This is a genomic window from Clostridium sp., assembly GCF_050717535.1.
GTDB lineage: Bacteria > Bacillota > Clostridia > Clostridiales > Clostridiaceae > Clostridium_AD.
This window is the reverse complement of sequence record NZ_JBOITM010000028.1, coordinates 46,246-61,207: the sequence shown is the minus strand read 5'-3', so window position 1 is coordinate 61,207 and position 14,962 is coordinate 46,246. Positions and strand designations below refer to the sequence as shown.

The window sequence follows — 14,962 nt, the reverse complement described above, 5'->3', positions numbered from 1 at the left end:
AAAAAACCTCCTTTTTAACTCATACTACTAGGATTAATATCTATACTAACCCTTACACTATTATAAATATTTTTAACCGATTCATAAACTAAATCCTTTATCTCCTGCGCAATAGTTCCTTTAAGATTTCCTTTAATGATAATTTGCCATCTATAAAAATTTTTAATTTTAGAAATTCCAGAGGGACATGGTCCTAGTACTTTAATTTTATCATTATCTCCAAGTTTATATTTTAAATTTATGCCAACATTTTGTATACTTTTTATTAACAAATTTTCATCCTCAGAACTCATAGATATAACAAGAATACTGGTAAAAGGTGGATAGTCCATAAGTTCTCTAAGCATAATTTCATTTTTATAAAAGCTATCATAATCATTAGCTGCAGCATTTTGTATGGTAAGATTATCCGCACTATAAGTTTGGATGACTACTTTGCCTTCTTTTTTACCTCTACCGGATCTTCCTGAGACCTGAGTTAACAGTTGAAATGTCCTCTCAAAAGCTCTGAAATCAGGCAAATTCAATGATAAATCTGCAGCTATAACACCTACTAGAGTAACATTTTCAAAATCTAATCCTTTAGCCACCATTTGAGTTCCAATCAAAATATCTGCTTGTTTGTTTTTAAAGGTATTATATATGTATTCATAAGAATTTTTTCTCCGTGTTGTGTCAAAATCCATTCTCAAAGTTTTTGCACTTGGAAAAATTCTGTTGATTTCTTGTTCAATTTTTTCTGTCCCAACACCAAAATATTTCACATAACTACTTCCACATCTAGGGCATGTTTTACTTATTTTTTCCTTCTCCCCACAGTAATGGCAAGTTAAGTATTCACTTGAATTGTGATAGGTTAATGAGATATCACATTTTTTACATTTAAAAACATAGCCACATTTCCTACAAGACACGAAAGTTGAAAATCCTCTTCTATTTAAAAATAATATTACTTGCTCGTTTTTACCTAAAGCTTCTATAATGCCTTCATGCAGTGATTTACTAAAAATTGAACGATTATTATTCATGAGTTCTTCCCTCATGTCAACAATTTCTACACTGGGCATGGCCGCCCCATCCGCCCTTTCATTAATAGTAATCAGTTGTAGCTCCTTCATTGAAGCTTTATAATAACTTTCAATAGATGGTGTAGCCGAACCAAGTACTAATTTACAATCCTCCAGTTCACATTTAATGTAGGCTATTTCTCTAGCATCAAATTTTGGATTACTGTCTGATTTATAACTTGCTTCCTGCTCCTCATCTATAACAATTAGGCCTAAATTTTCAAAAGGCAAAAATATAGCTGATCTGGCCCCTATGGCAATTTTAACATTTCCAAATTTTACCCTCATCCATTCATCAAAACGTTCTCCATCCGATAGTCTACTATGAAAAACTGCTATATCACGTCCAAAACGGCCTTTAAATCTTTCAACCATTTGAGGTGTTAGCGATATTTCCGGTATAAGTATTATAGATTGTTTATTTTCTTTTAACATATAACTAACCAAATTCATATATATTTCAGTCTTTCCACTACCCGTAACTCCATGTATTAAAAATTTTTTATATCCAGAATTAATTATAAAATCCACTGATTGTTGTTGCTTTTCATTTAGTATTCGCTCTTCATACCTAGCATAGTTTTTTTCATTATACCTATTAATTACAATCTCTTGCGTGAATAAGAATCCATGTTTAATCATAGTATTAATTGATGACAAGGACTTACTGAAAGTAATACTAAATTCATTTTTGTTGTATTTCATATTATTTATTTGTACTTGCTCATAAATGTCTTTATAAGGTTTCTTTAAAAATTTGCCTTCTAGTTCCTTACCTATAGTTAACACCTGTGCAGTTTTGCTCTTTATACCTTTTGTTATCCCTCTTGGAATAATAACTTTTATGCATTCTAAATAAGTGCAAAGATATTTTTTTTTCATAATCTTAACAAGTTCAATATCAGTTATTTTAAGAAGTGGCATTTCATCACAAATACTGGCTATCTCCTTAATATTATTAACATTATCGCATTGCTTATACAATTCCAATACAAAAGCATCCAGTTTCTTGTTTCCCCTACCAAATGGTACCTTAACTCTGAATCCTAAAAGAACTTTACCTATTAAACTAACAGGTATTTTATATGTAAAAATTTTATCTACTTGAACCGAATCGTTATTCACCACAACTCCAGCATACTGATACACACAATCACCCTTTTGATTTTGTAATTTTCTATAACATAAAAAAGCGCATTAGCGCTTTTTATTTATTAAACTAAACAATTCCCTAGCGACTTGTTTTTTTGTCATTTTATCTATTGCAATTGGATCATTATCTTTGCTTAAAATAGTCACTCTATTATCCTCAGTTCCAAAACCAATATCTGCAGCTGTTATATCATTAGCAACTATATAATCTAAATTTTTATTCATAAGTTTTGCTTTTGCATTTTGAAGTAAATCATTACTTTCAGCTGCAAAACCTACCAATATTTGATTCTTCTTATGTAATCCTAATTCTTTTAAAATATCATTATCGCGTATAAGTTCTAAGGTTAATCCATTTTCACCTTTTTTAATTTTACTACTAGAGTATACTTTAGGTTTAAAATCTGCTACAGCTGCTGCACTTATAACTATATCACTATCTTCAAACTTACTTAATACAACAGTCCTCATCTCTTCATTAGTATTTATCTTTATGAGAGTTACACCAAAAGGCGCTTTTTCATTACATGGACCAGATATTAAAGTTACAACAGCCCCCCTATCTCTAGCTTCTTTAGCTATTGCATAGCCCATTTTACCTGTTGATCTATTTGTTATAAATCTTACAGGGTCAATAGGCGCTATAGTTGGTCCCGCTGTAACTAAAACACTAGTACCAATCATATCTTTTATAGGATACAAATTACTCATAATTATTTCAAAGATATCTTCAGTTTGTGCTAATTTGCCTTGTCCGATGTCACCACAGGCCAGTCTTCCTGAAGTAGGCGAAATAAACTCATAGCCATAATCCATAAGTTTATTAATATTACCCTGTACTATAGGATTATTATACATTTTCACATTCATTGCTGGGGCAAAAATTACCGGTGCCACTGTTGCCATAATAGTAGTAGTAAGCATATCATCCGCTATACCATTTGCAACCTTACCAATTATATTAGCAGTTGCTGGAACTATAACCATTAAATCAGCTTTTTTAGCAAGAGATATATGTTGCAACTCCCAGGCCTTAGGCTCATCAAACATGTCATGAATCACAATATTTTGACTTAATGTTTGAAAGCTTATGGGATTTACGAACTCCAATGCTGCCTTAGTCATGATAACATGTACGCAAACATCTTCTTTTCTTAATCTACTAATAACATCTAAAGCTTTATAAACAGCTATTCCACCTGTTACACCAATAACTACTGTCTTTGTATTTTCCATACTATTTTATTCCCTCTTTTGTTGTAATAGCCACAATAGCTCCTTCATAAATTTCATGTATAGCTATAGTAACAGGTTTCGTAGAATCCACATGTACCAGTGGGCTTTGACCCTCTATTAGTTGTCTTGCTCTTTTTGATGTTGCTACAACTAAGGAATATCTGTTATCGACTTTTTCTAATAAATCTACTATTGATGGGTTAATCATTGAATTATTCATTTATAATTTCCTCCTTTAAAAAAACTCCATTCATTCTATCTACTCTACATCTTTCTGCAATTACAATGCTTTCAATTTTTTTGCAAGCACTATCTACAGTATCATTAACAACTGCATAATCATATTTCGATACAAAAGTAATCTCATTATGAGCTGATGTAAATCTAGTAATTAAGGACTCTGGTGTTTCACTGCCCCTATTTGTAATTCTATTTCTTAATTCCTCCATAGATGGTGGAAGAATAAAAATAAATAAACCATTGGGATAGGACTTCTTAACCATAAGAGCGCCTTGAATATCTATTTCAAGTATTACATCCCTGCCGCTATCTAATACCTTTAGAACCTCAGATTTTGGTGTTCCGTAAAAATTTCCATAAACCTCTGCATATTCAAGAAAATCTTGTGACTCAATTTTTTCTAAAAATTTCTCTTTTGTTGTAAAATAGTAATTTATTCCTTCTATTTCATCATTTCTTGGACTTCTTGTAGTTGCAGACACCGAAATCCAAAAACCATTTTTTTGGAGAAGCGACTTGCATACAGTTCCCTTACCAGCACCTGAGGGCCCTGAAATAACAATGAGCTGACCTTTACACACCATTATTCCTCAACCTCGTCTAAATGTTCATCATCTTTAACAGATAACCGGTGTGCAACAGTTTCAGGTTGAACAGCTGATAAAATAACATGATCACTATCAGTGATAATAACAGCTCTGGTTCTTCTCCCATAAGTAGCATCAATTAACATACCTCTATCTCTCGCTTCTTGAATTATTCTTTTAATTGGAGCTGATTCAGGGCTTACTATTGCTACCAATCTATTTGCTGAAACAATGTTACCAAAACCTATGTTTATCAATTTTATACTCATGGCGCGCCTCCTGTTTATTCTATGTTTTGTATTTGTTCCCTAATTTTTTCTATCTCGCTTTTCATATCAATTACTGTATTTAAAATTTCTAAATCATTTGCTTTTGAAGCTATGGTATTAGTTTCTCTATTCATTTCTTGAATAATGAAATCCAGTTTCCTTCCAACTGGTCCTTCTATTATTAGAGTTTCCTTCATTTGCTGTATATGACTATTAAGTCTTACAATTTCTTCATCAATTCCAGCTTTATCCACAAAAATTGCGACTTCCATGGCAACTCTATTCTCATCAAATTCAACTTCCTTATGAAGTGTGTTTAGCCTTTGAGTTAATTTCCCCTTATACTCACTAAACACAATTGGGGATCTTTCTTTAACCTTTTGTACTAGCCCCTTGATTAAATCACATTTACACATAACATCCTCTAGTAATTTTTCTCCTTCTCTTTCCCTCATAAAAAGAAGAGCTTCAAGGGCTTCTTTTAATGATTGTTCAATCTGCTCAAAAGTCTCTGAAACATCTTCTTCCTTCTGTTTAAGAGTTACTACCTCAGGTAATCTAGCAATTTGAGACACTGATATATCATCTCGTAGATCATATTTGTCTTTTAAAACTCTAAAGCAGCTCATATAACTTTCAGCTAATTTTTCATCTAAATAAGCATATGCGTCTTCCTTATCATAATTACCTTGAGTTACAAATACATCAAGTTTTCCTCTTTTTACTTTTTCACCAATAATTTTCCTGATTTTATCCTCAAAAGATATTAACACTCTGGGCATTCTTATATTAGTTTCGAAATATCTATGATTAACACTCTTAATCTCAATAGTAAAACTTTTACCATCTTTTTCAGATCTTCCTCTTCCAAAACCAGTCATACTCCTAATCATAACAACGCTTCCTTCCAATGTTCATTGTGAATCCTTATAATTATACATAAAACAACACCACAATTTCAAGTCAAAATTACAGGTTTTCACTTTAATTACGATTTTATTAAAAAAAGCACTGTTAAAATGTATTTTAATGTATTTTTAAAATAATGCACACTTATACTAAAATATTTCCTATATAACTTATATTATACCAATAATAATATTAATCACCAAATTTTTTTAAAGATTTTAAAGCTTCTTCAATAATAAGCCTATCTTTAGTCAATGCTATACGAAAATAATCATCTCCAAGGCTACCAAAAATATTCCCCGGTGTGACCACAATTCCATGATTAATTAATAATTCCGCGCAAAACTCATTAGTTGTATAATTTTTAGGTGTTTTACACCACAAATAAAAAGTCCCCTCCGCATGAAAAAAATCAATGTTTTTTTGTATCAGAATCCTTTTAGCAACATCTCGCCTTTCATCATATATTTTCCTTATATTTAAAACATAATCACGTCCTAAATTAAGTGCAGCAACTGCAGCCTTTTGTAATGGAATAAATTGACCAGAATCACAATTACTTTTCACCTTTAAAAGCGCATTTATTACTTTAGCATTCCCTACAGCATAACCTATTCTATATCCTGTCATGTTATAAGTTTTAGATAGGGTTCCAAACTCCACAAATTGCCTTTTCACATCATATTGCATAAGACTAATGTTTTTTTTGTCTACCTTAATTATCTCATTATATGCCGAATCATTGCATAAAACAATATTATTATCATAAGAAAACTTTACAATATTCTTATAGAACTCAGAACTGGCCACTGCACCAGTTGGATTATTGGGATAATTTATAAACATAAGTTTGCATTTAGCAACCATTTCTTCTGGAATATTAGATAGATTAGGCAAATACCCATAACTTTCCTTTAAAGGGATAGTATAAGGAATACATCCCCAAAGTCTTGAACAAATGCTATAAACTGGATAAGCAGGTTCTGGCACTATTACACAATCTCCCACATCACAAACCGCTGGGATAACATTACTTATACCTTCTTTTGAGCCTATAAGAATTATCACTTCTTCCAAATTTAAACTCACAGAATAAACTTCCTTATAATATTTAATAACAGCTTTCTTAAGTTCACTTATACCATCATAAGGAGGGTAATTATTATACCTATATCCTTTTAATCCATCTACTAGGGCATCCGTTATTTTTAAATTAACTTCTAAATCTGGATCTCCTATGCTCAAATCAATAATTTTTTTACCGGCAAGAACATATTCATTTTTCACATCTTCAATTTTTTTGAAATGATACTCATTAATATTAGATAGCCTATTATTTATTTTCATAATACCACCCTTATACAATTTTGTATTATGTTATTCAGGTTGCAATGGATTTGTTACAGTACCTTTATATGAAAAAAAGACAAATACATATCACTACAAATGTACTTGTCTTCCCTAAGTAATTCTGAATTAATTTTATTATTGATTTAACCCGGTGACAACTAATTTAGCAATAAATAATACTGCCAAAATATAAATTACAATTGAAACCTTTTTCCTCTTACTAGCATCCTTAGTAAATATATTATTCACTAAATTTAATACTGCATACGAAAGAATTCCTATAGTTAACCCATCTCCAATACTATAAGTAAGTGGCATTAATGCAATTGTTAAAAAGGCAGGCACTCCCTCTGTAAAATCACTGAAATCTATTTTAACTATGTTTTCCATCATAAAGAATCCTACAACTATTAACGCAGGTGCAGTTGCACAAGATGGTATTGCAACGAATAGTGGTGAAAAAAACATTGCTATTAAAAATAATATTCCTGTTATAACAGAAGCGAGCCCAGTCCTAGCACCTTCTGCAAATCCAGCCGAACTTTCTACAAAAGTGGTTACAGTTGAAGTCCCAAGGAAAGCTCCCACTGTAGTACCAACGGCATCTACAAGTAATGCACGTCCAGCATTTTTTACTTTACCATCTTTATCAACAAGTCCTACCTTAGAGGCAACTCCTACTAACGTTCCTACAGTATCGAAAAAGTCAACAAATAAAAATGTTAATGTTATTGTAATAAATTCAAATATTCTACTTGAATCTTTTAAATATGAAAAATCTAATTTACCTGCAATTGGTGCTATTGATTCAAATTTGAATATACCTTTTGGTGTACCTATTCCATAAGTTGTTGCTGCCTCTGGTGATATTACAGCAAATAGCCATGCCAATATGGTGCTTGCAGCTATTCCCCACAATATAGCTCCTTTAATATTTTTCTTAGATAATACAACAATTATAATTACACCTATTACAGTTATTAATACTGTTGGCCTGGTAAAATTACCAAGGGCTACCTTGGTTGCAGGATTAGTAACTACAATGCCCGCGTCTACAAAACCAATAAATGCAATGAAAAGTCCAATACCTGCAGTAACCGCTAATTTTAAAGTTGTTGGTATAGCATTAACTACAGCTTCTCGAACACTAGTTAAAGATAATATAATAAAAATAATTCCTTCTACAAAAACAGCCGCTAGTGCTACTTGCCATGGAACTTTCATTCCTATTACTACAGTGTAAGCAAAAAATGCATTAAGTCCCATTCCTGGTGCTAATGCAAAAGGAAGATTAGCATATAACCCCATAAATATTGTAGTAAGACCAGCCATTAAACAAGTTACTGTTACTACAGCGCCTGCAGCCATTCCTACACCAGGATCCCCCAATATATTTCCATTAACTGCAATAATGTATGCCATTGTTAAAAATGTAGTTATTCCTCCGATAATTTCTCTTCTTACGTCGCTTCCATTTTCTTCTAACTTAAAACGTTCCATTTAATTAACCTCCATAGTATTTACAATACAAAATAAAACCACTAGGGTTCATGAGAAACCATAGTGGTCAATAATACAAGGGTATTAAATGGCCTCACAGATTACTCATAGTCGAATATTTTTGGTATTCGGTAGAAACTTCTGAACCCTATTATCAGAACTATATGAGATGTAGTGAATATTTTGTTTTTATACAAACATGATAACAAAAATATATCTATGCGTCAATGCCATCACGAATGTTAAAGCTTAATTTCTCTTTTAAATTCGGCTTTTATATCGTCCATTCTCGAACATGCCCTTAACTTCTTCTATATTTGTAGTCTTTGCCAGTGCAAGCATAAGTTTAATTCTAGCCTTTTGACCTGGCAAGCTATCTCCAAAAATAACACCAGCATTTCTAAGTTCTTTTCCCCCACCTGGATACCCATATGAATCTAATACTCTTCCTTTAAAGCATCTAGATACCATAACTACTGCTACTCCCTTTTGTATAGCTGCTTCTACTCCTTCAGCCATTTTAGGCGGAATATTCCCTCTTCCCATAGCTTCAATAACAAGCCCTCTTGCACCTTGCTCAACACAAAAATCAATTAATTTTGAATCCATTCCAGCACAAGCTTTTATTAAATCTACTCTAGTCTCTATTTTTTCTGTAATAATATGTTCTTTTTTCAAACTATCTCTGTAAAATATCGCTTCATTATTATCTATAATCCCTATTGGACCAAATTCTGGGCTCTGAAAAGTATTTAGATGCATTGAATGGGATTTGGTAACTTCACCCGCACAATTCAGCTCGTCATTTAAGCACACAAGGACTCCCCTATTACGTGCCTCCGGGGAAATAGCTGTGCAAATTGAAGCTGATAAATTTGCTGGGCCATCGTACCCAAGTTCCGAACTATTTCTCATTGATCCTGTAACAATTACAGGCTTTGGATTATCTATAGTTAGGTGCAATAAATATGCCGTTTCCTCAAGTGAATCTGTGCCATGAGTCACTACAACTCCGCTTATATCATCTCTGCATAAAAAACTTTGTATGTACTTTGATAGTTCCATCATGAGCTCTGGTGTCACATGAGGTCCAGGTAAACTTGAAAACGTATATGATTCTACCTGCGCAAAATTTTCAATGCCAGTAACCATAGACATTATTTCTTCTCCACTTAAGGTTGGAATTGCAGCCTTTATCCTTGGATCAACTGTCATCGCTATTGTCCCGCCATTAAATATAACCGCAACTTTTTTCATTTGAAATTCCTCCTAAAATTTAATTTTAATTCGAATAATATATTTTGTTTGTTTTAAACAAAAAAAATAATTATGCCTAAATATGGCTTGACTAAAAAAAATTAGTATGCATGAATTTTTCTTAGGCAAACAAACTCTATTTTACAATATATTTGTAACAATTACATCCCTTACTTAAATATTAATTTCTAAAAAATAATTATTTATTTTTTAAATATTCTAAAACCCCGTAACCTTTTCTTAAAATTTTCATAGTATATATTATAGTAACTTTAATTATATAATTTTCGTCATTACTAACTACTTATTTGATTGTTTCTATCCCCCCCATAAAAAAACCACCGCTATATTCGATATAACGGTGGTTTTTTCATTATGATCCATAAATTAACTTACATTTTAAAAACCAATTAAAATAATATTTATTTAAAATGGTGCATATCCCTGTTCTGACCACCATTCTTCTTTTAATTCTTCATATTGAGATGAGAATTTATCCAAATGAATGTTTTCCCATTTAACCAAAATATTATACAGTTCTTTTGCTTCTTTAAGTTCTGTTTCTTTGGCAGCTTTTTCATAATATTTTATTGATGCTTTTTCCATCTGTATCCCTATCCCAAAAGCAGATACAGCAATTCCAGCATCTTTTCTATCAACATTCTCCCATTTGAAAATTGCTGGTGATGTTGGTTCAGGAATTAATGCCAATTGAAAATTCGCAATATTATCATCTTTAATCTTACTAAACAAATCCTTAAGCCAAACTACATGATTCATTTCTTCCTGTGCAAGTTCTAAAAATGCATTTTTAACTTCTAAAGAATTTGATCCATTTGCTGCCATGTTATAAAATTCATAACCCTCTATTTCATTGATAATTGCTCCTTTTAGTATCATCAGTTCTTGATTATTCACTATTATCTCCTCCTTAATATGTTATAAAATTTCAGTTTTTAATTTACATTGATTCTTTAATAATAATTAATGTTATTCTATCATATCTTAAAATCTAATACAACAAGTTCTTTAATAATTTCTATAAAAGAGATATTACTAAATATTATTAAATATTATTAAATATTATTAAATTTCAAAATAAGCACTTGACAATTCATATTTATTATGATACATTTAACTCATAGATAGATTGTATACAATTTAATTTCACTCAATTCAGTATTATTAAATTAACATAATCAAAAATATTAAAATGAGAAAAATACGAGGAGGATTATTATATTATGAAAATTTATGACTTCAAATTTAAAACTATTGATGGAGAGGATGCAACACTGGAGCAATTCAAAGACAAGGTAATATTAATTGTGAATACTGCAAGTAAATGTGGTTTCACACCTCAATATAAAGATTTACAAAAGCTATATGAGAAATATAATAATGACGGCTTAGAAATAATTGGTTTCCCATCTAACCAATTTGCAGAGCAAGAACCTGAAAATAATGGTGAAGTTAAAAAATTTTGTGAAATTAATTTTGGAGTAACTTTTCCACTTTCTGAGAAAGTTGATGTTAGAGGGAATGATGCACATCAATTATTCAAATATTTAACAGAGCAAAAACCATTTAAAGGTTTAGACATGAACAAACCAAGTGCAAAAAATCTACATGACTTTTTACAGGAAAAATTTCCTGAATATTTATTAGGCGATTCAATTAAATGGAACTTCACTAAATTCTTGATAGATAGAAACGGAAAGGTTATAGAAAGATTTGAATCAAGTACAGAACCAATGGAAATTGAAGAATCTATTAAAAATTTACTTTAAAAGCCTATTAAGAGTTACCTGTTGACTTAACATTAATAGTATGAACATAAAACATAATTTCTTTGAATGTTTTATGTTCATATTTTTTTATTAAATAAAAAAAGGAAGTGATTAAAAGTGAATGATGAGTCCCTAAAATTAGATAACCAATTGTGCTTTGCTCTATATGCTTGTTCCCGTGAAATAACAAAATTGTATAAGCCTGTCTTAGATAAACTGGGCATAACCTATACTCAATATATTTCCCTTTTAGTACTATGGGAAAAAGATAATATTACCGTAAAAGAGATGGGTAAAAAATTGCATCTTGATTCTGGCACTTTGACTCCACTACTTAAAAAATTAGAAAATATTAATTTAGTAAAAAGAACTAGGGATACAGCAGATGAAAGAAATGTATATATTACATTAACTCCGGAAGGTATTGAATTAAAAAAAATGGCTATTGAAATACCAAGTAAAATTCTTTGCTCTACAGGACTTACCCTTCAAAGCGCAAAGCTTTTGAAGGATAACATTAATTCTCTATTGTTAAGTTTGACTTCCAGCTATAACAACAATTAAAAGACCGCAGTGCGTTTAATATATTGATAATTTTTCTAATTAGAGTAAAACTTAAAATTCATTCTTCTTTATAAAATGCTGCAATATATCTATCGTTTGTTGTAGCTTAAAAATATTTATTATAATATAATGAAAAAGTAAAGATTATATACAAATATCAATGCACATTGAAGTCAACTACCAACTACCCCAAAGGGATAGTGGTTTTACACTCATTTAATAAATGCACTATGAAGCTGACCTTTTATTAAATTAAATGTTTCTATCACAAGGGGGAAGAAATTAAAATGCAAATCAATGCTAATGTGACAATAATTCCTAAAAATCAATTATGCATATGTGGAAGTGGAAAGATTTTTTCTGACTGTTGTATGAAAAAGAAACACATTTATGAATCAATGATATTACCTGATACTGGACGTAAAATTATTTACGATCAAACTGAAATCACTATTGCAGTAAAGAATTTAGATAGTTTTATTGAATCCAGAATTAACAATTCAAATTTCAAATTATCTAAAGAAGAGGCTATACGCAAACTCAGACGACTTTATGAAAAACTTGATACTGCTTTAAAACCTATAGAAAAAGTAACTTCTTGTAAGCAGGGTTGTAATTATTGCTGCTATTTACCAATCTTATCAAGTCAGCTTGAAAATGAGTTAATAAAAGAATATATGAGCGAACATTATTCTGCAGGTAAACTTGCTGAGTTTAAGAATAGAATCAATGAAAACAAAGATACACTATCTCAACTTGTACATATTAACGGTAGGTTTATGGATGAAAACTATAAATTATATTCCACCTCTAATATTCGTTGTTCCTTTTTGGACAACAATAATAATTGTGCAATCTATAAAGTAAGACCATTTATATGCAGAAAATACTTAGTTTTTAATTCACCAACAGTTTGCAAAAATACTCTAAATAAAACTGATCAATATTATTCTAATTACTTAACAACGGTAAAAGACTCCATAATAAAACTAAACAAGTTAACCTATGGTGATACTTTTCAATACAAACATGTTTTATCTTGGTTTTTAGAACATTAAAACAGATAATAATTTCAATAAAAATAGTGCTTATAATATCAGCGCTATTTTATAGTTTTTCTATACTCCATAGGTGCACAACCCTTTAAATTTTTAAACACCCGGTTAAAGGTTTTAACACTATTAAAACCAGATTTATATGCAACTTCTATAATAGAATTTGTATCATACATAAGATACCACTCGGATTTCGTTATTCTAAAATTATTCAAATAGTCCAAAAATGTCATTCCAGTATTTCCTTTAAAAAATCTAGTGAAATGATACTTACTAAAGCCCGCTACTTTCGAAATCTCATCAAGACCTATATGATTTTGATGATTTTTCTCTACATATGCAAAAACCTTATCAAGTTTCTTAAGCCTTTCCACTTGTCCCCTCTCATCCGCAGGTGAATATACCTCTTTAGGCATGTATCTAAGTAGTATAACTGCTAAGTCGTAGAGTCTTGCCTTTAAAACAAGTTTGTAGCCTTCCTTAGCTTTACCATACTCATCAATAATCTCCACTATCTGCTTTTCAAGTAGTGCATGAACTTTATTTCCACCAGTCAGAAGCTTGGAGCGCGTGAACATGGGTTTTATAATTCTATTATCTTTGCTTCCCGAAAGAAAGTTATCGTATATGGACATTCTAAATTGTATAACCGCTCTTTTGCTAAATTCTGTTTGCTTAAAAAAACAATGGACTTCCCCAGAACCTATAATAAGTATCTCCCCAGCTATCAAGTTATAGGTATCCTTGTTCACCACTACTTTAAGATTTCCCTCCACAAGATATATAATTTCAATATCCTCATGAAAGTGATGAGGTGTACTAGCATTCCCATCATTGAAAAATAATCTAAATGGGAAGTCTTGTTCCAATACTGTTTTTTCTAAGCTACCCTGCATAATATCCTCCAAAATTTTCATTAATTCAAGCATCGTTACATATTAAAATAGACATACAGTTTTTTTAACATTGTATGTCTATTTTAATATTCTGCCTGTTACAGCTTTATTTTAACTCTTTTCTTGCTATATTAGTAGGAAATAATTATATTGATTTTTTAAGGTAATCTATTCCAATTTGCAATCCTTCTTTTACCTTTTCTGCACTACCTTCATAAAGAGGGTCTTCATGTTCAATACTGATAGCTCCATCATAGCCTATTTCCCTTAATTCTTTAAAAAGACTTTTCCAGTCTATCTGACCAAGTCCCGGCATTCTATATCTCCAATATCCAAAATCCTCGGGGCTTATGTTTAGTTGTTTATTAAATACACCATATGTTTTTAATTTTTCCTTGAAAACCTCTGTATCCTTTGCATGTACATGGAATATTCTATCTTTAAATTCCTTCACAGGAGTAATATAATCCATGAGAAGTGCATGCATATGAGACGGATCATAATTTAAGCCAAAATTTTTGTTAGGAACTCTTTTAAACATCTCTCTCCAAAGTTCAGGAGTAAAAGAAATAGTTCCTGGTTGTCCTTCTACCTGCCAACCAATCATTGGACAATTCTCTATTATTACTTGAATACCTCTATCCTCTGCATACTTTACCAATTCCCTGAAGACTATTTCAAATTCATCAAAGTTCTCTTCCAGTGACTTATCTATATTTCTTCCTACAAATGTTCCTACTGAAGGTACCCCTAGAAGCACTGCAGCGTCAACACATTTTCTAAAGTGATTGTTTATTTTAGCTCTCACAGTAAGGTCTCTGTCTAAATTGTTATCATAATAAGCAATTGAAGATATTGTAAGTCCATATTCATCAAAATATGCCTTAATTTCCTCTGCTTCCTCTTTTGTAAAATTAGCTACATCTATTTCACTACCTGAATAATCACGGTTATTAGTTCTTGGCCAGCACGCAAGTTCTAAAGACTTAAATCCATGCTCGCTTGCCCATTTTGCTTTTTCTTTAAGTGGGATACCACCAAGGCATCCTGTTAAAAGTCCTATATACATATTAACACCCTTCCTTTTACT

Annotated in this window: 15 protein-coding genes and 1 riboswitch; of the genes, 3 read left to right on the top strand and 12 right to left on the bottom strand. The window is 31.1% G+C overall.

The window, feature by feature from the left end:
• Positions 1-14 precede the first annotated feature (14 nt).
• From priA to ACREVU_RS05070, 10 genes are all read right to left on the bottom strand, one after another.
• Positions 15-2,216, bottom strand: a complete 2,202-nt coding sequence (gene priA / locus ACREVU_RS05115; RefSeq protein ID WP_431550543.1) for a primosomal protein N' — start codon at positions 2,214-2,216, stop codon at positions 15-17.
• A gap of 48 nt (positions 2,217-2,264) precedes the next feature.
• Positions 2,265-3,455, bottom strand: coding sequence for a bifunctional phosphopantothenoylcysteine decarboxylase/phosphopantothenate--cysteine ligase CoaBC (gene coaBC, locus ACREVU_RS05110; protein WP_431550542.1), 1,191 nt, complete (start codon positions 3,453-3,455; stop codon positions 2,265-2,267).
• 1 nt (position 3,456) lies between these two features.
• Positions 3,457-3,675 (bottom strand): DNA-directed RNA polymerase subunit omega, encoded by a 219-nt coding sequence (rpoZ, locus tag ACREVU_RS05105; RefSeq protein ID WP_431550541.1) that lies wholly within the window; start codon positions 3,673-3,675, stop codon positions 3,457-3,459.
• On the bottom strand, positions 3,668-4,279 hold the full coding sequence (gmk, locus tag ACREVU_RS05100; protein ID WP_431550540.1) for a guanylate kinase: 612 nt from the start codon (positions 4,277-4,279) through the stop codon (positions 3,668-3,670). Before gmk ends, rpoZ begins: the two co-directional genes overlap by 8 nt.
• Positions 4,279-4,551 (bottom strand): extracellular matrix/biofilm regulator RemA, encoded by a 273-nt coding sequence (gene remA / locus ACREVU_RS05095; RefSeq protein WP_216104699.1) that lies wholly within the window; start codon positions 4,549-4,551, stop codon positions 4,279-4,281. The genes gmk and remA overlap by 1 nt, the downstream gene beginning before the upstream one ends.
• Before the next feature lie 14 nt (positions 4,552-4,565).
• The gene (locus ACREVU_RS05090; RefSeq protein WP_431550539.1) at positions 4,566-5,444 is read right to left on the bottom strand and encodes a YicC/YloC family endoribonuclease; all 879 of its coding nucleotides are present in this window, start codon (positions 5,442-5,444) and stop codon (positions 4,566-4,568) included.
• A 208-nt stretch (positions 5,445-5,652) separates the two neighbouring features.
• Positions 5,653-6,807, bottom strand: a complete 1,155-nt coding sequence (locus tag ACREVU_RS05085; protein WP_431550538.1) for an aminotransferase class I/II-fold pyridoxal phosphate-dependent enzyme — start codon at positions 6,805-6,807, stop codon at positions 5,653-5,655.
• Between the two features lie 138 nt (positions 6,808-6,945).
• Positions 6,946-8,310, bottom strand: a complete 1,365-nt coding sequence (locus tag ACREVU_RS05080; RefSeq protein ID WP_431550537.1) for an NCS2 family permease — start codon at positions 8,308-8,310, stop codon at positions 6,946-6,948.
• 88 nt (positions 8,311-8,398) lie between these two features.
• A riboswitch (purine riboswitch) is annotated at positions 8,399-8,498 on the bottom strand.
• A gap of 73 nt (positions 8,499-8,571) precedes the next feature.
• Entirely contained in the window at positions 8,572-9,567 is a 996-nt protein-coding gene (locus tag ACREVU_RS05075) for an asparaginase (protein WP_431550536.1), read from the bottom strand.
• A 426-nt stretch (positions 9,568-9,993) separates the two neighbouring features.
• Positions 9,994-10,485 carry a ferritin family protein gene (locus ACREVU_RS05070; protein ID WP_431550535.1) on the bottom strand — a complete coding sequence of 164 codons (492 nt, stop codon included), beginning with the start codon at positions 10,483-10,485 and terminating at the stop codon, positions 9,994-9,996.
• A gap of 326 nt (positions 10,486-10,811) precedes the next feature.
• Here ACREVU_RS05070 and ACREVU_RS05065 point away from each other — a divergent pair, with 326 nt between their 5' ends.
• From ACREVU_RS05065 to ACREVU_RS05055, 3 genes are all read left to right on the top strand, one after another.
• Entirely contained in the window at positions 10,812-11,357 is a 546-nt protein-coding gene (locus tag ACREVU_RS05065) for a glutathione peroxidase (protein WP_431550534.1), read from the top strand.
• A gap of 117 nt (positions 11,358-11,474) precedes the next feature.
• Positions 11,475-11,921 carry a MarR family winged helix-turn-helix transcriptional regulator gene (locus ACREVU_RS05060; protein ID WP_431550533.1) on the top strand — a complete coding sequence of 149 codons (447 nt, stop codon included), beginning with the start codon at positions 11,475-11,477 and terminating at the stop codon, positions 11,919-11,921.
• Positions 11,922-12,208: 287 nt separating this feature from the next.
• The gene (locus tag ACREVU_RS05055) at positions 12,209-12,979 is read left to right on the top strand and encodes a YkgJ family cysteine cluster protein (RefSeq protein WP_431550532.1); all 771 of its coding nucleotides are present in this window, start codon (positions 12,209-12,211) and stop codon (positions 12,977-12,979) included.
• 44 nt (positions 12,980-13,023) lie between these two features.
• Here the strand turns inward: ACREVU_RS05055 and ACREVU_RS05050 are convergent, their stop codons facing one another.
• Positions 13,024-13,872 carry an AraC family transcriptional regulator gene (locus tag ACREVU_RS05050; protein WP_431550531.1) on the bottom strand — a complete coding sequence of 283 codons (849 nt, stop codon included), beginning with the start codon at positions 13,870-13,872 and terminating at the stop codon, positions 13,024-13,026.
• A gap of 145 nt (positions 13,873-14,017) precedes the next feature.
• Positions 14,018-14,941: a sugar phosphate isomerase/epimerase family protein gene (locus tag ACREVU_RS05045; RefSeq protein WP_431550530.1), complete on the bottom strand. Its 924-nt coding sequence runs from the start codon at positions 14,939-14,941 to the stop codon at positions 14,018-14,020.
• Between the last annotated feature and the right edge of the window lie 21 nt (positions 14,942-14,962).